Genomic DNA, 21,993 nt, shown 5'->3' on the forward strand with positions numbered 1-21,993 from the left:
GAGATACGACAAGCGGGCCTACGTCTTCCACGGCACGGTCACCGTCGCCGCCATCCGGTTATGGCTCCGCACATGATCCGCCGGACAGCCCCTAGAGCGGCGTCTCCCCGGAGAGGTTCCGCGCCACCCGCGAGAATCCGTCCACACCCATGACCAACACCCGATTCGGCCACCGGAGTTCGCGACCGCTCCGATGGCCGGTTCTCTCCCTGCTGTGCCTCGGGGTGCTCGCGGTGCTGCTGCACCGCCGCTCCGCCGCTCCCCGCCCGGCCGCCCCGCCCCGGGACCGGACCGCCGGCCGCACAGGCCCGCGGCACACCGCCTCCGACGACATCGCGGCCCATCTCACGACATCGTGGTGAGCCGGCCCTCGCCGCCTTGGCGGGCGGCCCGCGGCACCGCCGTCCGCCGTCGGACGGGCGGCTGATTCCCCTCTCCCCCTCCCCGGAAAGCGGCCTGCCCGCTCGGCGCGATTCTCATCCCCCGGTTCCTCCGCTCCGCAAGGCCGCACCCCACGCGGCCCCGACCGGGGCCGCCCCGGCAAACCCACGAAAAGGAGAACATCATGCGTACACCCCGAAAGCACCTGGCGACCGGCATCGTCGCCTCGGTGGCCGCGGCCGCCGTCCTGGTACCGGCCGCCGCGGCCCACGCGGCGCCCGCACCGGCCTCCCAGCCGCGCGCGGCGGCCGCCCAGGGGGTCCTCCCCGGCGCCTTCGGCGCCCAGGCGGGCAAGGTGGACGTCGCCTCGGCCGTCCTCGACATCACCAAGAAGATCTTCAACATCGTCAACGACGCGATCGAGCGCAAGCAGAACCGCTCGGGCTATGTGAAGAGCCTCATGGAGGGCGCCTTCTACGAATCGGGCCAGCGCTACAACGTCATGGTGATGAACGACAACATCCGCCACACCGCCAACCTGCGGGGCGTCGTCTACGACGCCAGGGTGAGCGGTATCCACGGCCGCTACCGGGTCCTGGTCTTCGAGTCCGGGCAGTTCGTCAACCACGGCGACGGCGGCTGGATCAACTGGGCGTTCCGCGGCTGGTTCGACCGCAACGGCTCCACGGTGAACTTCCGCCGCTCCTGGTGACCGCCCGCGGGGCACCGGCCTGCTCCGGCCGGGGCCCAGGTGCCCGCCCGGCGGCCGCAGCCGCCCCCACGCCCTGCCCAGCCCCCTTCGCATCCCGACGGAAAGGACCTCCGCCATGCGCCGGAACACCGCACTCGCCTCGATCGCCCTGACCGCTCTCGCCGTGACGGGCGCCGCCGTGGCCCCCGCCCAGGCCGCCGCGCTCCCCTCGGCGACCACCGCCACCGCCGCCACCGCCGACGCGCCCACCGCCACCGCCGCCGACACGCCGGGCGCGAAGGAGGCGCTGCCGGCCGCCGCGGCGGCCAAGACGCCGAGCGTGAAGATCGCCATGGACCAGCTCGGCCGCGGCAAGGCCATCGCGGACGCGATCCGCAGCGTCAAGACGGACAACCGCGGCAAGTTCGTCCAGGAGGCCGTCAACAAGGCCTTCGACGCGGCCGGCGGACGGCACAACGTGATGCTGTTCAACCTGAGCCAGGGGTACCAGGAACGGCTCCACGGCAAGCGCGTCTACGCCAACGTCCAGTGGGGCAACATCTACTACGGACTGTGGGTCTCGGAGTCGGGCGAGTTCACCAACACCGGGGACGGCGGCTGGATCAACTGGGGCTTCCGCGGCTGGTTCGACCGCAACGGCGGGCATGTGACGTTCCACCGCTCCTGGTGAGGGAGCCTCCCACCGCGCGCCGGGGCCCCGGCGATCCCTTCCGGATCGCCGGGGCCCGGCGCGTGCGCCGCATCCCGTGGCGCGGGCGCGCCCGTCAGGCGCAGGAGGTGAACTCCGGCGCCGTGTTGGCGCTGTAGACGGTGGCGCCGCCGCCCGGGGCGTCCTTCACCGGCACGGTGACGGTGTCCTCGGCCTGCCAGGGGAAGCCCTGGGCGTCGAAGGTCCAGGTGCCGGTGACCTGGCGGGCGAGCAGCGACAGGGTGACCCATCCGTACTGGGACGGGGGCACGGAGACCTGGATGCCGTTGCCGACCGAGCTGGAGCCCTGCCAGAGGTTGGTGAAGGTGAGCTGGGTGCCCACCGCCGCCTGGAGGGCGGGGGCCGTGCCCGCGGTGAGACCGGAGGACAGGGTGGTCCCGATGGAGCTGGACCAGCCGGTCGTCTCGGTCACGGAGAAGGTCTGGTGGGCGGTGGAGGCGGTGTTGTTGAACCAGACCGGGGAGGCGCACACCGTCGGCAGGGGTGCGGCCGGCGCCTCGTGCTGCACGCTCCACGAGCAACTCGACGGGTTCTTCTGGCACATCCGGGCGCCGCGGTCGACGGCGAGGTCGAAGGCGGCGGGCGAGGTGGTCGACCAGCGCTGGTTGGGACGCCCGTGGCAGATGGACCGGCCGGTCCAGGCGTCGTCGTACTGGGCGTCGGCGACAAGGTCGAGGCAGGAACCGTCGCTCTGGTTGCGGATCATGAAGACCTCGTGCGATCCGGCGACCGGCTGGAAGTACCACTTCTGGCCGGCCTGGTTGCGGCAGGTCTGCTGCCGCAGGGCGGGCCAGCCGAGGGTGATGCACTTTCCGGTCGCGTCGTTGGCGATGGCGAAGGTGGACTCCACCGGGTCGACCCGCAGGGTCCACGACTGGTGGTAGCCGGGCGCGGAGTTGGTGACGATGAAGGCGCCGTCGCCGGTGGAGCCGTTCTGCACGTCGAGGTTGCGGCCGTTGCTGACGGAGGTGAGCGGGATGCAGCCGAGCGGCGGCGAGCAGGCGGATGCCGCGGCCGGGGCCTCCTCGGCGTGCGGGGCGGCGGCGGCCGGGGCGGCGAGCAGCCCGAGGACGACGCCGCAGGCCGCCAGGACGGCGGCGAGCAGGCGCGGCAGGGCGCGCAGGCCGGCCGCGGGCGCCGCGGAGCGGGGTCCGGCCGGGAACGGGCGAGGTGTCACTGAGGGTCCTTCCTCTCGGGTCGGTACGCGGTTTCGTGTCGTGCGCGGTCTCTGCTCGGCCGGGGTGCGCGCCGGTCAGCCGGCGGCGAACTCCGCCTCCAGCCGGGGGACGTAGTCCACGAGGTCCTGCGCCCAGCAGCCGCTGTTGTGGCCGCCGTCGCAGTGCTCGCCCCAGCCCGTTCCGTCGCCGTAGGCCACGTAGTGCAGCGGGATGCCGAGCGCGTCCAGGCGCTCCTTGGTGTGCTGAGCGGCCGAAGCGACCCAGAACTCCATCTCGCCCGGATCACCGCGGCCGTCACCGGCGTAGACGGCGATGCCGGTGTCGGCCAGCCGGTCCATGCGGGCGATGGGGTCGGCCTCGTTCCACAGCCGGTCCGCGCCGAGGACCGGGTACGGGGACCCGAAGAGGGCGTCGCTGGAGACGGCGGGCCCGAAGTCGTACCCGCAGGTGGGCCAGGAACTCCCCCCGCACAGCGGTGCGCCCACGTTGGTGAGCGTGGCGACGACCGCGGCCCGGATGACGGCGTGGTTGCGCGAGAGTTCGTTCGCCCCGGAGAAGGTGGCCACATGGCCGAAGAGTCCGGGGTGGCGCTGGGCGTAGTGCAGGGCGCCGAAGCCGCCCATCGAGATCCCCGCGACGGCACGCCTGCCCCGCTCCCGCACGGTCCGGAGGTTGGCGTCGACGAACGGGAGGACCTGCTCGATGTGGAAGGTCTCCCAGCGCTGCGCGCCCGCGGCGGTGTCCTGGTCCCGCCAGTCCGCGTACCAGCCGCGGCGGCCGCCGTCCGGGATCACGGTGATCATCGAACGCGCCGCGGTCAGCGCCGGGTAGGCCAGCGCGGGGTTGCCGGGGTCGTCGGACGCGCCGTGCAGGAAGTACAGGACGGGGTAGCGCCGGTCGGGTGCGTCGGCGTAGCCCTCCGGCAGCAGGATCCTGATGCGGTGCTCACCGGCGACCTCCGGGGTGGTCACGGTGATCACGAAGTTGGTGTCGGTGCCCGTGGCGGGTGCGGTCTGGGTGAGGCCGAAGCCGTCGTGCAGCTCGGGCGGGCCCGCCGCGGCGGAGGGGGGTGACGAGCCCAGCAGCGGTACGGCGGCGAGCGCCAGTGCCGAGGCCGCGGTCCCCGCGCGCCGCAGCGGCCCGGCGAGCAGGGCGGCCGCGCGGCGTCGTAACGCTCCGGTGGGTTCGGCCTGTCCGGGGGCCGTGGTCCGGGTTCGGGATGCCATGGTCCGAGTGTGGGGGCGCCGGATGACTTTGTAGAGACGATTTCTAGAAAACTTTCCGCTTCACCGGCCGGGCCCCTGACGCACACCCCGCGCACGACGGCGACGAATCCCGGCCCCCGAACCGGCCCACCCCTGCGAAACGCCCCGCGAACCAGCCACCGGAACCGTCGCCGCGAAGCGGGCGCCGGGGCCCTCACACCACGGGAGACCAGCCATACGAAGGATCGTCGCGCAGTTCTTCCTCTCACTCGACGGAGCGGTGGAGCGCCCACCTCGCTCGGGCCCGCACCACCCGCAAGGGTGAACTGATCCGAATGGGCTGGATGCCGGTCCGGGGGGCGGGCATATGCTCGCCGCGACGGCACCGGGCACATGCAGGCCCGGCCGGGGCGGCGGTCGCGAACCCGGGCGGGCGCGTCAGCAGGCGGTGCGCGGGTGCACCCGTCCCGGCGCTGACACGAGCCCGGTCGCGCACGCCGTCCGACGCCCCTCCCCCCGGCGCAACGGCACCGCACACCGGCCGCACCCGCCGGGGCGGCAGGGCCGCGTGCCGCCACCCGGACCTGCCGGGACCTCGCACCACGTAAGGACATCCATGGTCAGCTCTCCCCACGAGGCGATGCACCGCATCTTCCAGGAGTACCCGAACCTGTTCTCCCGCCTCTCCGAGGTACTCGGGATCTCGCTCCCCCCGCCGGTCTCGGCCACGATCCTGCCCACCGACCTCACGGAGCCCCGGCCTCTCGAACGCCGTGTCGACACTCTCTTACGCATCGACACGGAGTCCGACGGGGCCTTCCTCCTCGCAGTCGAGTCGCAGGGCAAGAAGGACCCGGACAAGCCCGCAAGCTGGGCCTACTACCTGTCCTTCCTGTACACCAAGTACCGCACGCCACCACTTCTCCTCGTCGTGTGCCAGGACCGCGCGACCGCAGAGTGGGCCGCCGGCCCGGTCCTCATCGGCCACCGTTCCTGGCCGTCCCTCACCTTGCGGCCGCTCGTCGCCGGTCCGCACAACATTCCGGTCATCCGGGACGTGGCGGAGGCCCGCAAGGACCTCGCGCTCGCCACGCTCTCCGCCATCACGCACGCAGGCGATCCGGACATCGGTGCCATACTGAAAACGCTGTCCGCCGCTCTCCGGGACGCTCCGGAGGGCATCGTCGAACCCATCGTCGAACTGACCGCACAGGGCCTGGGCAACCGCCCGGCCGCAGAGCAGTGGAGGAACCTGGTGGCCGTGGACCTCTCCTTCTACACCTCCCCCCTCTCCGAAGAGATCCGCGACGAAGGCCGCGTGGAAGGCCGCGCGGAAAGTCTCCTGACCGTCCTGGAACTGCGCGGGGTACACCTCACTCCCGAGGCCCGCGAACGCATCGACGCCTGCCGCGACGCAGAGACCCTGCGAACCTGGCTCACCCGCGCCATGACCGCCGACTCTCCGGAAGACGTCTTCACAGAGAAGTAGCGCCCGCCCCGCAGGCCGGCACCGCCCGGGGTGCTCCCCGCGGAGCACCCCGGCCCCCCTCCGCCCGCTGCCCGACGGCCCACCCGCCCCAGACGCCCGCGCCGACCAGCGCGAGCAGGTCACCCAGGGAGGGCCCCTGCACACAGCGTCCGGGCGCGGGCGGCGCGCCCTCGCCGGGCGCCCCGCCCGCCGGGGGCGCGCCGGGCCGACCGGCCACCGCCGCGGCCTACGCGCGCTCGCGCGCGTGGGCGACGGCGCTGGGGGCGAGGCGGCCGACGATCGCGGGGGCCTCCCGGACGAGCGAGTCGTCGGTGAGCGCCTCCACCATGAACAGCGCGAAGTCCACACGGCGCGTCAGATCGCTGGCCAGCATCGGGTCCCCCACGTGCCGGCTCCACACGGGGAGCCCCTGGCTCTCGCCCTCCTCCAGGGAGCTGCCGCGCACCACGGTCCACCGGGTGTCGCTGGCGAACACCCGGTCGCACGCCTCCACCTGGTCGTCGATCTCGACGAGTCGGAGCGCCTTGCCGACCCAGGCGGAGGCGCGGACCCCTGCGCGGAAGAGGCGGGAGTAGTGGTCCTTGCCGTCGCGGGTGATGTGCCAGCCGCAGGAGAACACCAGGCGGGCGCCGGGCCGTGCGTGGTCGAGCACCGCCTGGGCCGTCCCGGAGGAGTACTGGCGCACTCCCCAGGGGACGAGCACGGTCAGGACCCCGTCGCAGCCCTCGACGGCCCGGCGGATGACCTCGGGGTCGTTCGTGTCGCCGGGGACGACGGTCATCCGGCCCTCGAACGCGGCGAGCTTCGGCACGCTCTTCTCCCGGCACACGCCGACGACCTCGTAGCCGCGGTCCAGCGCGTGCTGGACCATGTACTGCCCGAGCTTCCCCGAAGCTCCGACGATGCAGACCTTCTTCACACGATTCGCGTCCATGGCACACAGCCCCTCACCGACACAGCTACCTTACCTTGTAAGGCAAGGTAGCCTTATGGCGTAAGGCAGTCAAGGAAGCGAAGAGGGAGGGCGCATGCCCGAGGGAGGGAAAGGCGGTCGCCGCAAGGCGTCCACCCGCACTCCGCTCAGCCGCGAGCGGGTGATCCGCGCAGCGGTCGCGGTGGCGGACGAGAAGGGCTCCGCGGCCCTCACCATGCGGGCCGTCGCGGCACCGCTGGGGGTCGAGGCGATGTCGCTCTACCACCACGTCGCCGGAAGGGACGACATCCTCGACGGCATGGTGGACGCCGTGTTCGAGGAGATCGACCTGCCGCCGCGCGACACGGACTGGAAGAGCGCCCTGCGCCACCGGACGGACTCCGCGCGCGCAGTGCTGCGGCGGCACCCCTGGGCCGTCGGCCTCATGGACTCCCGCAGCCGCCCCGGCCCCGCGACGCTGCGGCACCACGACGCCGTCCTCGGCACCCTGCGCGCCGGGGGCTTCTCGGTCCCCATGGCGGCGCACGCCGTCTCGCTGGTGGACAGCTACCTGTACGGCTTCGTGATGCAGGAGCTGAGCCTGCCGTTCACGAATCCGGACGAGCTGGACGACGTCGCGAGCGAGATCCTCCGCGACATGCCCGCCGACACCTACCCGCACCTCACCGAACTGGCCACCGAACACGCTCTGAAGCCCGGCTACGCCTACGGCGACGAGTTCACCTTCGGCCTCGCCCTGATCCTCGACGCCCTCCACCCGGACGAGCCGGGGAGCGCCTGAACCGCCACCCGCGACCGGGGCCGTGCCGCCGCCGGCGGCCTGCGGGCGCAACCGGAACCGGAGTGCCGGTCCCTGTACGCCGAGCCCGGGAGCAAGGCGGCGGACCGGACGGCCCGCAGCACGGCACGGACGAGGACAGCCCCCGGCGTGATGCCGGGGGCTGTCCTCGTGGGCGCCGGTGGCGGCCGCTTCCAGGCCGTGTCCGACCTGCAAGAAACCTGCTAGGGCAGATTCCTCGCCATCACGATCCGCTGCACTTGATTCGTGCCTTCATAAATCTGCGTGATCTTGGCGTCGCGCATCATGCGCTCCACCGGGTAGTCGCGCGTGTAGCCGTAGCCGCCCAGGAGCTGGACCGCGTCGGTGGTGACCTCCATGGCCACGTCGGAGGCGAAGCACTTGGCCGCGGCGCCCTGGAAGGTGAGGTCGGCGTCGCCCCGCTCGGACTTGGCCGCCGCCGCGTAGGTGAGCTGACGTGCCGCCTCGATCTTCATGGCCATGTCCGCGAGCATGAACTGGACGCCCTGGAAGTCGGCGATCGGCTTGCCGAACTGCTTGCGCTCCTGGACGTAGCCCTTGGCGTAGTCGAGAGCGCCCTGGGCGATGCCGAGCGCCTGGGCCGCGATGGTGATGCGGGTGTGGTCGAGGGTCTTCATCGCCGTGGCGAAGCCCGTGCCCTCCTCGCCGATCATGCGGTCGGCGGGGATGCGGACGTTGTCGAGGTAGACCTCGCGGGTCGGGGAGCCCTTGATGCCGAGCTTCTTCTCCGGAGCCCCGAAGGACACGCCCTCGTCGCCCTTCTCGACGACGAAGGCCGAGATGCCCTTGGAGCGCTTCTCCGGGTCGGTGACGGCCATGACCGTGTAGAACTCGGAGACGCCCGCGTTGGTGATCCAGCGCTTCACGCCGTTGAGGACGTAGTGGTCGCCGTCGCGCACGGCCTTGGTCTTCATGCCCGCCGCGTCGGAGCCCGCGTCCGGCTCGGAGAGGCAGTAGGAGAACATGGCGTCGCCCTTGGCGAGCGGCGCCAGGTACCTGGCCTTGAGCGCCTCGGAGCCGGAGAGGATCACCGGGAGCGAGCCCAGCTTGTTGACGGCCGGGATCAGGGAGGAGGACGCGCAGACCCGGGCGACCTCCTCGATGACGATCACGGTGGCGAGGGCGTCGGCACCCGCGCCGCCGTAGGTCTCCGGCACATGGACGGCGTGCAGGTCGGAGGTGACGAGGGCGTCCAGGGCCTCCTGCGGGAAGCGGGCCTCCTCGTCCACGGCCGCGGCATGGGGCGCGATCTTCGCCTCGGCCAGGGAGCGGACCGTCTCGCGGAGCATGTCGTGCTCTTCGGACGGGCGGTACAGATCGAAGTCGGCCGATCCTGCCAAGGTCTCTCACTCCCCAAGCTGCTAACTACCGTTAAGTAACCCAATTTTAGACGGCACCGGCGCTCGGGGCATAGGTGAGCTTGGCGACAGCGGCCCACGCGGGGCGGCCGGGGCGCCTCCGGGAGCGCGGGGCGCCGCGGCCGGGAGCGCGGGGGCGTCCCGGCCGGGCGGGCAGGCGGGCGGGTCATGGGCCGCCGACCGGACCGCGGATATGCTCGGGCGCGCACCCGACCGCACCGCCGGGGCGCACCCGTCCGCATCGTTACTGGAGCACGCATGGCCCTCAAGATCACCGTGATCGGCACCGGCTACCTGGGGGCCACCCACGCGGCGGCCATGGCGGAGCTCGGATTCGAGGTCCTGGGCCTGGACGTGGTGCCCGAGAAGATCGAGCTGCTCTCCTCCGGCCGGGTGCCGATGTACGAGCCCGGCCTGGAGGACCTGCTGCGGCGGCATGTCGCCGGGGCCGAGGGCTCCACCGGCCGCCTGCGGTTCACGACCTCCTGGGAGGAGGTCGGCGCCTTCGGCGACGTCCACTTCGTGTGCGTGAACACGCCGCAGAAGCACGGCGAGTACGCCTGCGACATGAGCTTCGTGGACGCGGCCTTCACCTCGCTCGCCCCGCACCTGCACGGCCCGGCACTGGTGGTCGGCAAGTCCACCGTGCCGGTGGGCAGCGCCGAGCGGCTGGCCCGGGTGCTGGAGGAGCAGTCCCCCGGCGATGTGGAGCTCGCCTGGAACCCGGAGTTCCTGCGGGAGGGCTTCGCCGTCGACGACACCCTCCACCCGGACCGGATCGTGGTCGGCGTCCGCAGCGCGCACGCCGAGAAGCTGCTGCGCGAGGTGTACGCCACGCCCGTCGCCGAGGGCTCGCCCTTCGTGGTGACCGACTACCCCACCGCCGAGCTGGTCAAGACGGCGGCCAACTCCTTCCTGGCGACCAAGATCTCCTTCATCAACGCCATGGCCGAGGTCTGCGAGGCGGCGGGCGGCGACGTGGTGAAGCTGGCCGAGGCCATAGGGCACGACGAGCGGATCGGTCGGAAGTTCCTGCGGGCGGGCGTCGGCTTCGGCGGCGGCTGCCTGCCGAAGGACATCCGCGCCTTCATGGCGCGGGCGGGCGAGCTGGGCGCCGACCAGGCGCTCACCTTCCTTCGCGAGGTGGACTCCGTCAACATGCGCCGGCGCGGCCACATGGTGGAGCTGGCGCGCGAGGCCGTCGGCGGGGGCTCGTTCCTGGGCAAGCGGGTCGCGGTGCTCGGCGCGACCTTCAAGCCGGACTCCGACGACGTCCGTGACTCGCCGGCGCTGAACGTCGCGGGCCAGATCCAGCTCCAGGGCGGGCAGGTGACCGTCTACGACCCCAAGGGCAACGACAACGCCCGGCGCCTGTTCCCGACGCTCGCCTACGCGGACTCGGCGCAGGAGGCGGTGCGGGGCGCCGATGTCGTGCTGCACCTGACCGAGTGGCGCGAGTTCCGCGAGCTGGACCCGGCGGTGCTGGGCGAGGCGGTGTCCAGCCGCATCGTCCTGGACGGGCGCAACGCGCTGGACGGGGAGGCCTGGCGCGCGGCGGGCTGGACGTACCGGGCGATGGGCCGCCCCCGGGCCTGAGCGACCTCCCGGCCCCCGCCGGAGGCTCCCCCGGAGAGGCACCACGGCCGGAAGGCACCCGGCCGGCAGGCACCCCCGCCCGCGCGGCGGGCCGGTCCTGCTGCGGGGCCGGCGGCCTTCCGTGATTCAGGCACCCCGCCCGCGCGGCGAAGACCGCCCGGCGCACCGCCCGCACCTGCACCCCCGCCGCCCGCGCCCGGCGCACCCCGCACCCGCACCCCGTACCCGCACCCGCGCCCGGCGCAGCGCCCCCGCCGCCGGGGGCCGCGCCGGAGCCCGCCCCGGGACCCGGCCGGGCGGTGTCAGACCGGCTCCTGGGCGCCCCCCGCGCCCGGGGCGGTACCTCCCGCCGCACCGGAGGCGCCCGCCCCGCGGGGCGGCCCCGGCGCCGCCTTGCGTGCGCGGTAGGTGCGCATCTTGGTGCGGGCGCCGCACACCGACATCGAGCACCAGCGCCTGCGGGCGGCCGGGCTGCGGTCGTAGTAGGCCCACCGGCAGTCCTCCGCCTCGCACGCCTTGAGACGCTGCCAGGTGCCGTCCGCCGCCCCCGCGGCGATGGCCTCGGCGACCCGGGCGGTCAGCGTCGGCGCCCCGGCCGGGCGCAGCGCGGCCTCTCCCCCGGGGCCGACGGCGACCCGCAGGGGGGCCGCGGCGAGGAGCGGGCCGAGCGCCGTGGCGGTTCCGTGGCCGGCGTGGGCGAGGCAGGCGGCGCGCAGGGCCTCGCGCAGGACGCGGACGTCCTCGGCCTCCTCCGCGGCGAAGCCGAAGCGCTCGCGGTTCCGCGGTGTGTCCAGGGTGTCCGCACCGGTCTCGACGTCCAGTGTGTTCACCAGGGCCTCGATGAGGGCGAGGCCGCCGGGCGCGGGATTCCGCTCGTTCATGGTTGCGACGTTACCTCCGATGGGGCAGCATGCAGTAACGGTTACCTGTTGAGGCAATCAACAGGTAACGCCGAACGGAGGAGGAGCAGGTATGAGCATCGCCAGGCTGGGGTCCGTCGTCCTGGACTGTCCGGACCCGGTCGCCCTCGGGCACTTCTACGCCGAGCTGCTCGGCGGCGAGATCGAGGACGACGGGGACGGCTGGGTGGACCTCAGGGGCGGTCCCGCCCCGCTGGCCTTCCAGGCCGCTCCCGGGCACACGCCGCCGAAGTGGCCCTCGCCGGAGCGCTCCCAGCAGTTCCACCTGGACGTGCTGGTGGAGGACATGGACACGGCGGAGGAGCAGGTGCTGGCCCTGGGCGCCACGGTGCTCGACGCGGCCGACCGCTCCCGCAGCTTCCGGGTCTACGCCGACCCGGCGGGCCATCCGTTCTGCCTCTGCGCGGCCTGAACTGCGCACGGCCGCCGGAGCCGAAAAAAAGGGGGGCGCGGCACCGCCGCGCACCCCCTTTGGACCTGCCGCTCCGGCGCCTCAGCCCACCCCGTCGAGCTGCTCGATGGTCGCGTTGGACGGACCCCGCCCGGCGGTGAGCCCGCGGGCCACGTCCTCCGCCGCACGCAGCACCCGGACGGCGTTCTGCCAGGTCAGCTTGGCCAGATCGGCCTCGGACCAGCCTCGGCGCAGCAGCTCGGCGACCAGGTTCGGGTAGCCGGAGACATCGTCCAGCCCGGCCGGGGTGAAGGCGGTGCCGTCGTAGTCCCCGCCGATGCCGATGTGGTCGACGCCGGCGACCGCCCGCATGTGGTCCAGGTGGTCGGCCACCGTGGCCGCGGTGGCGAGCGGGCGGGGGTGGGTGGCCTCGAACTCCTCGTGGACCTTCATCGCGACCGGCGTCGTGTCCAGGGGGTGGAGTCCGTGCGCCCGCATGTTCTCGTCCGCGGCACGGGTCCACTCGACGGCCGCGGGCAGGATGAACTTCGGCACGAAGGTGGCCATGGCCACACCCCCGTTGGCCGGGAGCAGCGCCAGCACGTCGTCGGGGATGTTGCGCGGGTGGTCGCAGACGGCCCGCGCCGAGGAGTGCGAGAAGATCACCGGCGCGGCCGTGGCGGCCAGCGCGTCGCGCATGGTGCTCGCCGCGACGTGGGAGAGGTCGACCAGCATGCCGAGGCGGTTCATCTCGCGCACCACCTCGCGGCCGAAGGCGGTGAGGCCCCCGGCCCCGGGGGCGTCGGTGGCCGAGTCCGCCCAGGCGGTGTTGTCGTTGTGGGTGAGCGTCATGTACCGCACGCCCAGGGCATGGAGGGCGCGCAGGGTGGCCAGCGAGTTGTTGATCGAGTGGCCGCCCTCGGCCCCCATCAGGGAGGCGATCCGGCCCTCGGCCCGCGCGGCCTCCATGTCGTCGGCGGTCAGGGCCCGGGCCAGGTCCGCCGGGTAGCGGGCCAGCAGCTGCCCGACCGCGTCGACCTGCTCCAGCGTGGCGCTGACCGCCTCGTCACCGGAGAGGTCGCTGCGGACGTACACCGACCAGAACTGCGCGCCGACACCGCCCGCGCGCAGCCGGGGGATGTCGGTGTGCAGCCGGCCCCGCTGGTCCGCCGCGACGTCCAGGCGGTCCAGGTCGTAGCGGACCTGCTGGCGCAGCGCCCAGGGCAGGTCGTTGTGCCCGTCCACGACGGGATGGGCGGCGAGCAGCTCGCGCGCCCGGGTCAGGTGGTCCGTGGGGGTCGTCATTCGGGGTTACTTCCCGGACCCCTGCTTCCCGAAGCCGAACGCGTCCGCACCGGCCGCCCGGGCCCGCAGCCGCTTGCCCTTCTCCGTCGCCTGGTCGTTCAGCTCCTGCTGGAAGGCGCGCATCCGGTCCATCAGCTCCCCGTCCTGGGTGGCGAGGATCCGGGCGGCGAGCAGCCCGGCGTTGCGGGCGCCGCCGACGGAGACGGTGGCCACCGGGACCCCGGCCGGCATCTGCACGATCGACAGCAGCGAGTCCATGCCGTCCAGGTACTTCAGCGGGACGGGCACGCCGATGACCGGCAGCGGGGTGACGGAGGCCAGCATCCCCGGCAGGTGGGCCGCTCCCCCGGCGCCCGCGATGACCGCCTTCAGTCCGCGGTCCGCGGCCTGCTCGCCGTAGGCGATCATCTCGCGGGGCATCCGGTGGGCGGAGACGACGTCGACCTCGTAGGCGATCTCGAACTCGTCGAGGGCCTGGGCGGCCAGCTCCATGACGGGCCAGTCGGAGTCCGAGCCCATGACAATGCCGACGACAGCGCTCATTCGGTGATCGTTCCTCGCAGGTAGTCGGCGGCGTGACGGGCGCGCTCCAGCACGTCGTCGAGGTCGTCGCCGAAGGTGTTGACATGGCCGACCTTGCGGCCGGGCTTCACGTCCTTGCCGTACATGTGGATCTTGAGCTGCGGGTCCCGGGCCATGCAGTGCAGGTACCCCTGGTACATGTCCGGGTAGTCGCCGCCCAGGACATTGCACATCACGGTCCAGGGCGCGCGCGGACGCGGGTCCCCCAGCGGGAGGTCGAGCACGGCCCGGACGTGGTTGGCGAACTGCGAGGTCACCGCGCCGTCCTGGGTCCAGTGGCCGGAGTTGTGCGGCCGCATCGCCAGCTCGTTGACCAGGATGCGCCCGTCGGTGGTCTCGAACAGCTCGACCGCCAGGTGGCCGACCACGCCGAGCTCCCGGGCGATGCGCAGGGCCAGCTCCTGCGCCTGGCCGGAGAGCTCCGCGCCGAGGCCGGGGGCCGGGGCGATCACGGTGTCGCAGACGCCGTCGACCTGCCGGGACTCGACCACGGGGTACGCCACGGCCTGGCCGTGCGGGGAGCGGACGATGTTCGCGGCGAGTTCGCGCACGAAGTCGACCTTCTCCTCCGCGAGCACCGGGACGCCGGCCTTGAAGGGCGCCTCGGCCTCGGCCTGCGAGCGCACGAACCACACGCCCTTGCCGTCGTAGCCGCCGCGGACCGTCTTGAGGATCACCGGGAACCCGCCGACCTCCTCGGCGAAGGCCGCGGCGTCCGCCGGGTCGGCGACGATGCGGTGCCGCGGGCAGGGGGCGCCGATGGCGTCGAGCCGCTCGCGCATCACGCCCTTGTCCTGGGCGTGCACCAGGGCGTCCGGGCCCGGGCGGACGGGGATGCCGTCGGCCTCCAGGGCGCGCAGGTGCTCGATGGGCACGTGCTCGTGGTCGAAGGTGATCACATCGCAGCCGCGCGCGAAGGCGCGCAGGGTGTCCAGGTCGCGGTGGTCGCCGACGACGACGTCGCCGACGACCTGGGCCGCCGAGTCCTGGGGAGTGTCACTGAGGAGCTTGAACTTCAGGCCGAGGGGGATACCCGCCTCATGGGTCATTCGGGCGAGCTGACCGCCACCGACCATGCCGACTACCGGGAACGTCACCCCTTCAGGGTATCCGCCGAGGCGACCGCTCCCGTCCCCCGTATGTTCCGACAAGCGGTGTAGCGGCCGTCACATCGCCCCCGTGCGGCCCGGGCGGCCCGGTGGCCGCGTGGTTAGCATGACGGTGTCGACACTGCCGCTCGACACCGCCGACACGGCGAAGCCGACGAGGTTGGACACCCACCATGAGCGAACGAGGCGGAGGACTGCGCGGGCGGCTGCGGCGGCTCGCGCGGGAGGCGGCCAAGTTCGGTGCCGTGGGAGGCGCGGGCCTGCTGGTCAACCTGGGCGTGTTCAACCTGGTGCGCCACGCCACGGATCTGCCGGTGGTGCGGGCGTCCGTGCTGGCCACCGTGGTGGCCATCGCCTTCAACTACCTCGGCTTCCGGTACTTCGCCTACCGCGACCGGGACAAGAGCCGCCGCACCCGCGAGCTCTCGCTCTTCCTGCTGTTCAGCGCGGCGGGGCTGGTGATCGAGAACGGCGTCCTGTACGCGGCGACCTACGGCTTCGGGTGGGACACCCCGCTCCAGAGCAACGTGTTCAAGTTCCTCGGGATCGGGATAGCGACGCTGTTCCGGTTCTGGTCCTACCGCACCTGGGTCTTCCGGACGCTGCCCGCGAGGGAGGCGGTGCAGCGGGCGGAGGCCGTCCTGGAGCAGCGCCGCGTCCGCGAGCCGGCTCCGGACCCGGTGGGCCGTCGCTGACGCGCCCCGGCCACCGGCGGGGGTTCAGCGGACCGTGGGCTTCTCCTCCCGGTGCTCGCGTGCCACACGGCTGAGGAAGAGCGCGAACACGGGCGGGTGCTGCTGGAGCAGCTCCAGCCGGCCGCCGTCCGCCTCCGCGAGGTCCCGGGCGACCGCGAGGCCGATGCCGGTCGAGTTGCGCCCGCTGATGGTGCGCTCGAAGATGCGCGCCCCCAGCTCGGCGGGAACGCCGGGCCCCTCGTCGGTGACCTCCACGACGGCCTGGTTGCCGGTGACGCGGGTGCGCACGGCGACGGTGCCGCCCCCGTGCATCAGCGAGTTCTCGATCAGCGCGGCGAGTACCTGGGCCACCGCTCCGGGGGTGCCCACCGCCCGCATCCCGCGCCGGCCGGAGTGCACGATGGCACGGCCCGAGCTGCGGTAGGCGGGCCGCCACTCCTCCAGCTGCTGCTTGACGACCTCGTCGAGGTCGAAGGCGACCGCGGAGCCGGTGCGCGGGTCGCGCGAGTTGGTCAGCAGCCGCTGCACGACGTCGGTCAGGCGCTCCACCTGGGCCAGGGCGATGCTGGCCTCCTCCTTCACCGTCTCCGGCTCGTCGGTCAGCGTGATCTCCTCCAGGCGCATGGAGAGCGCGGTCAGCGGGGTGCGCAGCTGGTGGGAGGCGTCGGCCGCGAGCCTGCGCTCGGCCGTCAGCATCCGGGCGATGCGCTCGGCGCTGGCGTCCAGCACGTCGGCGACCCGGTCCAGCTCGGGCACCCCGTAGCGGCGGTGGCGGGGGCGGGGGTCGCCGGAGCCCAGGCGCTCGGCGGTCTCGGCGAGATCGGTGAGCGGGGAGGCGAGCCGGTTCGCCTGGCGCACGGCCAGCAGGACGGCGGCGACGACGGCGACCAGGGCGACCGCGCCGATGATCAGCAGGGACCGGCCGACCTCGCGGGTGACCGCCGAGCGGGACTCCTCGACGGTGACCGTGGTGTCCTGCTCGCCCTCGGCGCTGGCGCGGATCACGCTGCCGGTGGGCCGGGTGCCGATTTCGATCGGGTCGCGGCCCGGGATGCGGATCTCCGCGTACCGCCGGGTGTCGGTCTGCTCGGCGATGATGTCCGGGTTGACGGGCTCCCCGCCGACCAGCCGCGAGTCCACGATGCTGGCCAGGCGCAGGGCCTCGGACTCCACGCTCTCCTGGGCGCTGCTGCTGATGGTGCGGGTCTCGACCACGACGAGGGAGACGCCGAAGACGGCGATCACGACGAGCACCACGGCGAGCGTGGAGTTGATCAGACGGCGGCGCATACGGCGGGTCGCTCGTGGGGGCGGGCCGGGCAGCGGCGGCCCGTCGGGCGGGGGAGGACGGTCATGGGGCCTGCGTATCAGGACTTCTCGAACCGGAAGCCCACGCCGCGCACGGTGGCGATGTACCGGGGGTTGGCCGCGTCGTCGCCGAGCTTCTTGCGGAGCCAGGAGATGTGCATGTCCAGCGTCTTGGTGGAGGACCACCAGGTGGTGTCCCAGACCTCGCGCATCAGCTGGTCGCGGGTCACGACCCGGCCCGCGTCCCGGACCAGGACGCGCAGCAGGTCGAACTCCTTGGCGGTGAGCTGGAGCTCCTCCTCGCCCATCCAGGCGCGGTGGGACTCGACGTCGATCCGCACACCGTGGGTGGCCGGGGCGGGCGTGGGCTCGGTGGCGCCGCGGCGCAGCAGGGCCCGGACGCGGGCGAGCAGTTCGGCGAGGCGGAAGGGCTTGGTGACGTAGTCGTCGGCGCCCGCGTCCAGGCCCACCACGGTGTCCACCTCGTCGGCCCGTGCGGTGAGGACGAGGATGGGCACGGTGTGCCCGTCGGCGCGCAGCCGCCGGGCGACCTCCAGACCGTCCATGCCCGGCAGGCCGAGGTCGAGCACGACGAGGTCGATGCCGCCCGCGAGTCCGGCGCCGAGGGCGGCCGGGCCGTCCTCGCGCACCTCCACCTCGTAGCCCTCCCGGCGCAGGGCGCGGGCCAGGGGTTCGGAGATGGATGCGTCGTCCTCGGCGAGCAGTACACGCGTCATGAACCTGATGGTAGTCCGCGTGGCGCGGCGACCGTGGCGTGATCGCGGAGGGAGGCGCCGAGGCGTGGTTCCGTCCGCGATCGAGGGGTGCAATCCTGTCGGAGACCTTTGTTTCTACGAGGCCGGTTCCATGATCACCTGTGATTGATGTCTCAAGTCCTTCCAAATGCCGCACTGTCATGTCGTATCGTGTCGATTCGACTGACGTAACATCCTGGGGCCTTTGGTGATGGCGTACCGAAGGTCCCTCTTGTCGTGCGCGGTCGGCCTTCCCGGCCGGCACGGCGCAGGGCAGTCAACGACCTATGGGCCGGGCTCCGTCCGCCGACGGCGGGCGGGGTGAGGACCCCGGCGCGGTCCCCCCTCCCGCCGCCCCGTGACGGGGCGGCGGGCCCCTCGGCGTGGGGTGGGGCGGACCCGTGCCGGTGCCGGCCACCCCCACCGGGCGTCGGCCCGCCCACAAGGCGGCGCGTCCCGAACTGACGAGGATTGACCACCATGGCGTCCAGCCTGACGAAGGACTCGGCCAGTACTCCTGGCGGCGAGAAGACCTTCTTCGGCCACCCCCGCGGAATGGCCACGCTCTTCATGACGGAGATGTGGGAGCGCTTCTCCTGGTACGGGATGCGCGGCATCCTCGTCCTGTACCTGGTCGCGGGTGTTCTCGACGGCCCCATGGAGGACCGTGAGGCGCTGGCCGCGGCCATCTACGGCGTCTACAACGCGGTCGTCTACATGGCGGCCATGCCGGGCGGCTGGATCGCCGACCGGCTCTGGGGCGCGCGCAAGGCGGTGCTCGTCGGCGGCATCGTCATCGCACTGGGCCACTACACCCTGGCGATCCCCTCCGACATCGCGTTCTTCCTCGGCCTGGTCCTCATCGCGCTCGGCACGGGCCTGCTGAAGCCGAACATCTCGGCCATGGTCGGCGGCCTCTACGAGGGACAGTCCAGCGCCCGGCGGGACGCCGGCTTCTCGCTCTTCTACATGGCGATCAACATCGGCGCCGTGGTGGCGCCGCTGGCGGTCGGCCTGGTCGGCGAGAAGGTCAACTGGCACCTCGGCTTCTCCATCGCCGGTGTCGGCATGACGCTCGCCGTCGTCCAGTACGTCCTGGGCGCCAAGCACCTGGGCGACGTCGGCAAGGAGCCGGGCACGCCGGCCACCCCCGAGGAGAGGCGCGCCGCGCTCCGCAAGGCCCTGCTGTGGTCGGGTGTCGCGGTGGCGGCGCTGCTGGCCGACATCGCGCTCGGCACCTACGACATAGAGCACATCGTCAACGTGCTCGCCGTGCTCGGCGTGGTCGTGCCGGTGCTCTACTTCGTCGCGATGTTCCGCAACCCGCAGCTCCGGGGCGGCGACCGCTCGAAGATCAAGGCGTTCGTGTGGTTCTTCGTCACGGCCGTGCTGTTCTGGATGATCTACGACCAGTCCGGCTCGCTGCTGACGCTCTTCGCCGACAACAAGACCGACCGCGTCATCGGCGGCTGGGAGTTCCCGACCTCCTGGTACCAGTCGGTGAACCCGGCCATGGTCATCATCCTGGCCCCGCTCTTCGCCGCGCTCTGGGTGAAGCTGGCCCGGCGCAACCGCGAGCCCAGCACGGTGGCGAAGTTCGCGCTGGCGATGCTCCTGATCGGCGGCTCCTTCGCCATCATGGGCCTCGCGGGCGCCGCCGCCGCGAACAGCGACACCGGCAAGGTCACGGTCTTCTGGCTGCTGAGCGTCTACCTCGTCCAGACCATCGGCGAGATGTGCCTCTCCCCCGTCGGCCTGTCCCTGTCGACCAAGCTGGCGCCGAAGCAGCTGGTCGGCCAGATCATGGGTCTGTGGTTCCTGGCCACCGCCACGGGCAACGCCCTCAACGGATGGACCACCAAGCTCAACGCCCCGCTGGGCGACGCCCTCTACTACTCGCTGTGGGCCGTCGTCGCGGTGGTCGCGGGGCTGGCGTTCATGACGGCCGGCCGCAGGATCCGGGCCCTGATGGGCGACGTGCGCTGACGGTGCGCCGGGCCCGCGGACGGACGGGCGCCGGCGTTCGAGATCGCCCACCCCGGCGCAGCAGGAACGGCCCGGCACCCCTCGGGGGGTGCCGGGCCGTTCCGCACAGGGTGCGCGGGGGTGGGCGGAGCCGCGCGGCGCGGGCCGCGGAACGGGCGCCGCGGGGGGAGAGGAAGGTCAACCGTCAGGCGGGCGCGGCCAGTTCGGCCCAGACCGTCTTGCCGGCGGAGCCCGGGGTCCGCGTCACGCCCCAGTCCAGGCACAGGCGCTGCACGATGAACATGCCGTGGCCGCCGGGCCGTCCGGCCCGATGGGGCCTGCGGGGGGCGGGCTGTCCGGCCCCCTGGTCGACGACCTCCAGCCGCAGCACCTTGCCGTCGCAGCCGATGCGCAGTTCCTCCGGCCCCTCGGCGTGCAGGCAGGCGTTGGTGACGAGTTCCGAGACCACCAGGAGGACGTCCTCGGCGGCCGCTCTGCGGTCCGCGGAACCGGCGGGCAGCCAGCCCCAGTCGTGGAGGGCCTGGCGGGTGAAGTCACGGGCGAGCGGGACGATTCCGCTGGCATGGCGAAGCGTGAGACGGCGCAACGCGCCGCCGGCCGCCGCCGGTGCGGGAACGGCGGGTGCCGCGCCCGTGCCTCTCGGCTCGGGGCCGAGTTCGCCCGGCTGCTGCTGCCGGGTGGTGCTCATCAGCGCTTCACCTCACCGATTCACCAGTTCGCCAATGTCGTCGTACGGTCCGTACCGGACAGCCGTACGTTCCGCGGAGCATCCGCGGGGTATTCGTGGGGGTTCTCCTGCCCGACCGAATCGGGACGACACCCGCGAGGTTCGCGTTGCCCACGTGACACGTGCAACACCGCGCCCGCGGACTCAGTCGACCAGGGCCGATTCGAGAGTGTCGTGGACGGTGAAGACGGCATCGGCCCCGGTGATCTCGAAGACCCTCGCCACCACGGGCCGCATGCCCGCCAGATGGACTCCTCCGCCGCCCGCCTCCGCCTTCAGACGCGCCCCCAGCAGGACGTTGAGCCCCGTGGAGTCGCAGAAGTCGAGCTGGGAGCAGTCGACCACCAGCCGCACCCGGCCCCGGTCGATCGCCTCGTCCAAGGGCGCGCGCAGCAGTTCGGCGGTGTGGTGATCCAACTCACCCGCCGGTTTCACAATCTCGCTGCGGCCCTCGGTCCGAACCTCGACCTGAAGCCGGCCCCGGTTCACGCTGCCGACCGTCTCGCGGTCCATGCCCGTCCCTCTTCGCCGTGTCGTCGCTGCCTCGTCCACTGTTCCGTCCTGCATGCCGCGCCCCCCGCCGGGCGGTGGGCAGACACCCGCCGAACCCTACGCCCTCACCCCGTCGACGGGTAGTCGAAGTGACCCACCTTACCGGCGAATCGGGCATTTGCCACTTGCGATCGGCCGCTCGGAACCGATAGGGCTAGAGGGACACACCCGACACGGCCGGCCTCGGAGGCGCCGCTCACCGCGATGGACATGCACGGCATCGGCAGCCATATGCCGAGAACGATGGAGGAGACCATGTCACCCCGGCTCGACGAGACGACCGCCGAGGCCGCGACGTCGGCGACCCAGGACACCGCCCCCGCCCCACCCCGCCACCCCGGCGCGACCGCTTCGGAGGAGGGACCCGGCGGGCTGCCGGAGCTGCCCGAGATCCCTCCCGCGGACGAGCTGAGCACGCTGGACTCCCGCGCGCTGTCGCGGACGCTCTTCGACCGCCTCGCGTCCCTCGAAGAGGGCACCCACGAGTTCGCCTACGTGCGCAACACCCTGATCGAACTCAACCTGGCCCTGGTGAAGTTCGCCGCCTCGCGGTTCCGCAGCCGCAGCGAGCCGATGGAGGACATCGTCCAGGTCGGCACGATCGGCCTGATCAAGGCGATCGACCGCTTCGAGCTGAGCCGCGGCGTCGAGTTCCCCACCTTCGCGATGCCGACCATCATCGGCGAGATCAAGCGCTTCTTCCGGGACACCTCCTGGTCGGTGCGGGTGCCGCGCCGTCTCCAGGAGCTGCGTCTGGACCTGGCGAAGGCGGGTGACGAGCTCGCGCAGCGCCTGGACCGCGCACCCACCGTCGACGAGCTCTCCGAGCACCTGGGCATCGGGCGCGACGAGGTCGTCGAGGGCATGGCCGCCAGCAACGCCTACACGGCGAGTTCGCTCGACGCCCAGCCGGAGGACGACGACAGCGAGAACGCGCTGGCGGACCGCCTCGGCTACGAGGACGACGGCATCGAGGGCATCGAGTACGTGGAGTCGCTCAAGCCCATGATCGCCGACCTGGCGCCGCGCGACCGGCGCATCCTGTCGATGCGCTTCGTCTCCGACATGACGCAGTCCGAGATCGGCGAGGAGCTGGGCATCTCCCAGATGCACGTCTCCCGGCTGCTCTCCAGAACGCTGGTCACCCTGCGCAAGGGGCTGACCTCCGAGAGCTGAGCCGCGGGCCTTCGGGCCCGCCGCCCCGACAGGGCCCGTTCCCCCGGAACGGGCCCTGTCGGCGTCCCCCGCTCCCCCGCGGGGCGGAACGGAGCACGCCCGGCG

Annotated in this window: 22 protein-coding genes; 10 read left to right on the forward strand and 12 right to left on the reverse strand. The window is 72.7% G+C overall.

Annotation, left to right across the window (positions count from 1 at the left end):
* Nucleotides 1-149 precede the first annotated feature (149 nt).
* The 3 genes from ACGF15_RS27880 (at nucleotide 150) to ACGF15_RS27890 (ending at nucleotide 1,763) form a co-directional block, all read left to right on the forward strand.
* Nucleotides 150-362, forward strand: a complete 213-nt coding sequence (locus tag ACGF15_RS27880; RefSeq protein WP_392802922.1) for a hypothetical protein — start codon at nucleotides 150-152, stop codon at nucleotides 360-362.
* Nucleotides 363-565: 203 nt separating this feature from the next.
* Nucleotides 566-1,093: a stress protein gene (locus ACGF15_RS27885; protein ID WP_392802924.1), complete on the forward strand. Its 528-nt coding sequence runs from the start codon at nucleotides 566-568 to the stop codon at nucleotides 1,091-1,093.
* 115 nt (nucleotides 1,094-1,208) lie between these two features.
* Nucleotides 1,209-1,763 carry a stress protein gene (locus tag ACGF15_RS27890; RefSeq protein WP_362606539.1) on the forward strand — a complete coding sequence of 185 codons (555 nt, stop codon included), beginning with the start codon at nucleotides 1,209-1,211 and terminating at the stop codon, nucleotides 1,761-1,763.
* 94 nt (nucleotides 1,764-1,857) lie between these two features.
* Here ACGF15_RS27890 and ACGF15_RS27895 read toward each other — a convergent pair whose 3' ends face one another.
* Both ACGF15_RS27895 and ACGF15_RS27900 read right to left on the reverse strand, forming a co-directional pair.
* Nucleotides 1,858-2,979 carry an RICIN domain-containing protein gene (locus ACGF15_RS27895; RefSeq protein ID WP_392802926.1) on the reverse strand — a complete coding sequence of 374 codons (1,122 nt, stop codon included), beginning with the start codon at nucleotides 2,977-2,979 and terminating at the stop codon, nucleotides 1,858-1,860.
* Nucleotides 2,980-3,054: 75 nt separating this feature from the next.
* Nucleotides 3,055-4,206 carry an alpha/beta hydrolase gene (locus ACGF15_RS27900; protein WP_392802928.1) on the reverse strand — a complete coding sequence of 384 codons (1,152 nt, stop codon included), beginning with the start codon at nucleotides 4,204-4,206 and terminating at the stop codon, nucleotides 3,055-3,057.
* A gap of 595 nt (nucleotides 4,207-4,801) precedes the next feature.
* Between ACGF15_RS27900 and ACGF15_RS27905 the strand changes: the two genes are divergently transcribed.
* The gene (locus ACGF15_RS27905; protein ID WP_345615179.1) at nucleotides 4,802-5,674 is read left to right on the forward strand and encodes a hypothetical protein; all 873 of its coding nucleotides are present in this window, start codon (nucleotides 4,802-4,804) and stop codon (nucleotides 5,672-5,674) included.
* 226 nt (nucleotides 5,675-5,900) lie between these two features.
* Here the strand turns inward: ACGF15_RS27905 and ACGF15_RS27910 are convergent, their stop codons facing one another.
* Nucleotides 5,901-6,608: an NAD(P)-binding oxidoreductase gene (locus ACGF15_RS27910; protein WP_345615178.1), complete on the reverse strand. Its 708-nt coding sequence runs from the start codon at nucleotides 6,606-6,608 to the stop codon at nucleotides 5,901-5,903.
* A 94-nt stretch (nucleotides 6,609-6,702) separates the two neighbouring features.
* On the opposite strand from ACGF15_RS27910, the gene ACGF15_RS27915 reads away from it, so the two are divergent.
* Complete coding sequence (locus ACGF15_RS27915; RefSeq protein ID WP_345615177.1) at nucleotides 6,703-7,389, forward strand: TetR/AcrR family transcriptional regulator; 687 nt, start codon at nucleotides 6,703-6,705, stop codon at nucleotides 7,387-7,389.
* Nucleotides 7,390-7,610: 221 nt separating this feature from the next.
* Here the strand turns inward: ACGF15_RS27915 and ACGF15_RS27920 are convergent, their stop codons facing one another.
* Nucleotides 7,611-8,768 (reverse strand): acyl-CoA dehydrogenase, encoded by a 1,158-nt coding sequence (locus ACGF15_RS27920; RefSeq protein WP_345615176.1) that lies wholly within the window; start codon nucleotides 8,766-8,768, stop codon nucleotides 7,611-7,613.
* Nucleotides 8,769-9,044: 276 nt separating this feature from the next.
* Between ACGF15_RS27920 and ACGF15_RS27925 the strand changes: the two genes are divergently transcribed.
* Nucleotides 9,045-10,382, forward strand: a complete 1,338-nt coding sequence (locus ACGF15_RS27925) for a UDP-glucose/GDP-mannose dehydrogenase family protein (RefSeq protein ID WP_345615175.1) — start codon at nucleotides 9,045-9,047, stop codon at nucleotides 10,380-10,382.
* Between the two features lie 302 nt (nucleotides 10,383-10,684).
* Here the strand turns inward: ACGF15_RS27925 and ACGF15_RS27930 are convergent, their stop codons facing one another.
* Nucleotides 10,685-11,263, reverse strand: coding sequence for a CGNR zinc finger domain-containing protein (locus ACGF15_RS27930; RefSeq protein ID WP_345615174.1), 579 nt, complete (start codon nucleotides 11,261-11,263; stop codon nucleotides 10,685-10,687).
* A gap of 91 nt (nucleotides 11,264-11,354) precedes the next feature.
* Between ACGF15_RS27930 and ACGF15_RS27935 the strand changes: the two genes are divergently transcribed.
* Complete coding sequence (locus tag ACGF15_RS27935) at nucleotides 11,355-11,714, forward strand: VOC family protein (protein WP_362606549.1); 360 nt, start codon at nucleotides 11,355-11,357, stop codon at nucleotides 11,712-11,714.
* An 81-nt stretch (nucleotides 11,715-11,795) separates the two neighbouring features.
* Here the strand turns inward: ACGF15_RS27935 and ACGF15_RS27940 are convergent, their stop codons facing one another.
* Genes ACGF15_RS27940 through ACGF15_RS27950 form a run of 3 tightly spaced genes read right to left on the reverse strand, consistent with a single transcriptional unit; the run spans nucleotide 11,796 to nucleotide 14,731 of the window.
* Nucleotides 11,796-12,998 carry a dipeptidase gene (locus ACGF15_RS27940; protein WP_392802936.1) on the reverse strand — a complete coding sequence of 401 codons (1,203 nt, stop codon included), beginning with the start codon at nucleotides 12,996-12,998 and terminating at the stop codon, nucleotides 11,796-11,798.
* Nucleotides 12,999-13,004: 6 nt separating this feature from the next.
* Nucleotides 13,005-13,541: a 5-(carboxyamino)imidazole ribonucleotide mutase gene (gene purE / locus ACGF15_RS27945; RefSeq protein ID WP_362606555.1), complete on the reverse strand. Its 537-nt coding sequence runs from the start codon at nucleotides 13,539-13,541 to the stop codon at nucleotides 13,005-13,007.
* Nucleotides 13,538-14,731 carry a 5-(carboxyamino)imidazole ribonucleotide synthase gene (locus ACGF15_RS27950; RefSeq protein ID WP_345615162.1) on the reverse strand — a complete coding sequence of 398 codons (1,194 nt, stop codon included), beginning with the start codon at nucleotides 14,729-14,731 and terminating at the stop codon, nucleotides 13,538-13,540. Before ACGF15_RS27950 ends, purE begins: the two co-directional genes overlap by 4 nt.
* A gap of 131 nt (nucleotides 14,732-14,862) precedes the next feature.
* On the opposite strand from ACGF15_RS27950, the gene ACGF15_RS27955 reads away from it, so the two are divergent.
* Nucleotides 14,863-15,384, forward strand: coding sequence for a GtrA family protein (locus ACGF15_RS27955; RefSeq protein WP_345615161.1), 522 nt, complete (start codon nucleotides 14,863-14,865; stop codon nucleotides 15,382-15,384).
* Between the two features lie 24 nt (nucleotides 15,385-15,408).
* Here the strand turns inward: ACGF15_RS27955 and ACGF15_RS27960 are convergent, their stop codons facing one another.
* Nucleotides 15,409-16,674 (reverse strand): ATP-binding protein, encoded by a 1,266-nt coding sequence (locus tag ACGF15_RS27960; RefSeq protein WP_392802941.1) that lies wholly within the window; start codon nucleotides 16,672-16,674, stop codon nucleotides 15,409-15,411.
* Nucleotides 16,675-16,751: 77 nt separating this feature from the next.
* The gene (locus tag ACGF15_RS27965; RefSeq protein ID WP_392802944.1) at nucleotides 16,752-17,429 is read right to left on the reverse strand and encodes a response regulator transcription factor; all 678 of its coding nucleotides are present in this window, start codon (nucleotides 17,427-17,429) and stop codon (nucleotides 16,752-16,754) included.
* Between the two features lie 498 nt (nucleotides 17,430-17,927).
* Here ACGF15_RS27965 and ACGF15_RS27970 point away from each other — a divergent pair, with 498 nt between their 5' ends.
* Entirely contained in the window at nucleotides 17,928-19,433 is a 1,506-nt protein-coding gene (locus tag ACGF15_RS27970; protein ID WP_345615159.1) for a peptide MFS transporter, read from the forward strand.
* Between the two features lie 184 nt (nucleotides 19,434-19,617).
* Here ACGF15_RS27970 and ACGF15_RS27975 read toward each other — a convergent pair whose 3' ends face one another.
* Nucleotides 19,618-20,121: an ATP-binding protein gene (locus ACGF15_RS27975; RefSeq protein ID WP_256525812.1), complete on the reverse strand. Its 504-nt coding sequence runs from the start codon at nucleotides 20,119-20,121 to the stop codon at nucleotides 19,618-19,620.
* Nucleotides 20,122-20,304: 183 nt separating this feature from the next.
* Nucleotides 20,305-20,673, reverse strand: a complete 369-nt coding sequence (locus ACGF15_RS27980) for an STAS domain-containing protein (protein WP_256525813.1) — start codon at nucleotides 20,671-20,673, stop codon at nucleotides 20,305-20,307.
* Nucleotides 20,674-20,955: 282 nt separating this feature from the next.
* Between ACGF15_RS27980 and ACGF15_RS27985 the strand changes: the two genes are divergently transcribed.
* The gene (locus ACGF15_RS27985; protein ID WP_345615217.1) at nucleotides 20,956-21,888 is read left to right on the forward strand and encodes an RNA polymerase sigma factor SigF; all 933 of its coding nucleotides are present in this window, start codon (nucleotides 20,956-20,958) and stop codon (nucleotides 21,886-21,888) included.
* The last annotated feature ends 105 nt before the right edge of the window (nucleotides 21,889-21,993 follow it).

Origin of the sequence: Streptomyces sp. NPDC048001 (genome assembly GCF_043203115.1) — a bacterium.
GTDB lineage: Bacteria > Actinomycetota > Actinomycetes > Streptomycetales > Streptomycetaceae > Streptomyces > Streptomyces sanyensis.

What these genes read in the sequence shown, in the direction of transcription:
- ACGF15_RS27880 (WP_392802922.1), top strand. Translation starts at nt 150, where the DNA reads ATGACCAACACCCGATTCGGCCACCGGAGTTCGCGACCGCTCCGATGG.
- ACGF15_RS27885 (WP_392802924.1), top strand. Translation starts at nt 566, where the DNA reads ATGCGTACACCCCGAAAGCACCTGGCGACCGGCATCGTCGCCTCGGTG.
- ACGF15_RS27890 (WP_362606539.1), top strand. Translation starts at nt 1,209, where the DNA reads ATGCGCCGGAACACCGCACTCGCCTCGATCGCCCTGACCGCTCTCGCC.
- ACGF15_RS27900 (WP_392802928.1), bottom strand. Translation starts at nt 4,206, where the DNA reads ATGGCATCCCGAACCCGGACCACGGCCCCCGGACAGGCCGAACCCACC.
- ACGF15_RS27905 (WP_345615179.1), top strand. Translation starts at nt 4,802, where the DNA reads ATGGTCAGCTCTCCCCACGAGGCGATGCACCGCATCTTCCAGGAGTAC.
- ACGF15_RS27910 (WP_345615178.1), bottom strand. Translation starts at nt 6,608, where the DNA reads ATGGACGCGAATCGTGTGAAGAAGGTCTGCATCGTCGGAGCTTCGGGG.
- ACGF15_RS27915 (WP_345615177.1), top strand. Translation starts at nt 6,703, where the DNA reads ATGCCCGAGGGAGGGAAAGGCGGTCGCCGCAAGGCGTCCACCCGCACT.
- ACGF15_RS27925 (WP_345615175.1), top strand. Translation starts at nt 9,045, where the DNA reads ATGGCCCTCAAGATCACCGTGATCGGCACCGGCTACCTGGGGGCCACC.
- ACGF15_RS27930 (WP_345615174.1), bottom strand. Translation starts at nt 11,263, where the DNA reads ATGAACGAGCGGAATCCCGCGCCCGGCGGCCTCGCCCTCATCGAGGCC.
- ACGF15_RS27935 (WP_362606549.1), top strand. Translation starts at nt 11,355, where the DNA reads ATGAGCATCGCCAGGCTGGGGTCCGTCGTCCTGGACTGTCCGGACCCG.
- ACGF15_RS27940 (WP_392802936.1), bottom strand. Translation starts at nt 12,998, where the DNA reads ATGACGACCCCCACGGACCACCTGACCCGGGCGCGCGAGCTGCTCGCC.
- purE (WP_362606555.1), bottom strand. Translation starts at nt 13,541, where the DNA reads ATGAGCGCTGTCGTCGGCATTGTCATGGGCTCGGACTCCGACTGGCCC.
- ACGF15_RS27955 (WP_345615161.1), top strand. Translation starts at nt 14,863, where the DNA reads ATGAGCGAACGAGGCGGAGGACTGCGCGGGCGGCTGCGGCGGCTCGCG.
- ACGF15_RS27960 (WP_392802941.1), bottom strand. Translation starts at nt 16,674, where the DNA reads ATGCGCCGCCGTCTGATCAACTCCACGCTCGCCGTGGTGCTCGTCGTG.
- ACGF15_RS27965 (WP_392802944.1), bottom strand. Translation starts at nt 17,429, where the DNA reads ATGACGCGTGTACTGCTCGCCGAGGACGACGCATCCATCTCCGAACCC.
- ACGF15_RS27970 (WP_345615159.1), top strand. Translation starts at nt 17,928, where the DNA reads ATGGCGTCCAGCCTGACGAAGGACTCGGCCAGTACTCCTGGCGGCGAG.
- ACGF15_RS27975 (WP_256525812.1), bottom strand. Translation starts at nt 20,121, where the DNA reads ATGAGCACCACCCGGCAGCAGCAGCCGGGCGAACTCGGCCCCGAGCCG.
- ACGF15_RS27980 (WP_256525813.1), bottom strand. Translation starts at nt 20,673, where the DNA reads ATGGACCGCGAGACGGTCGGCAGCGTGAACCGGGGCCGGCTTCAGGTC.
- ACGF15_RS27985 (WP_345615217.1), top strand. Translation starts at nt 20,956, where the DNA reads ATGGAGGAGACCATGTCACCCCGGCTCGACGAGACGACCGCCGAGGCC.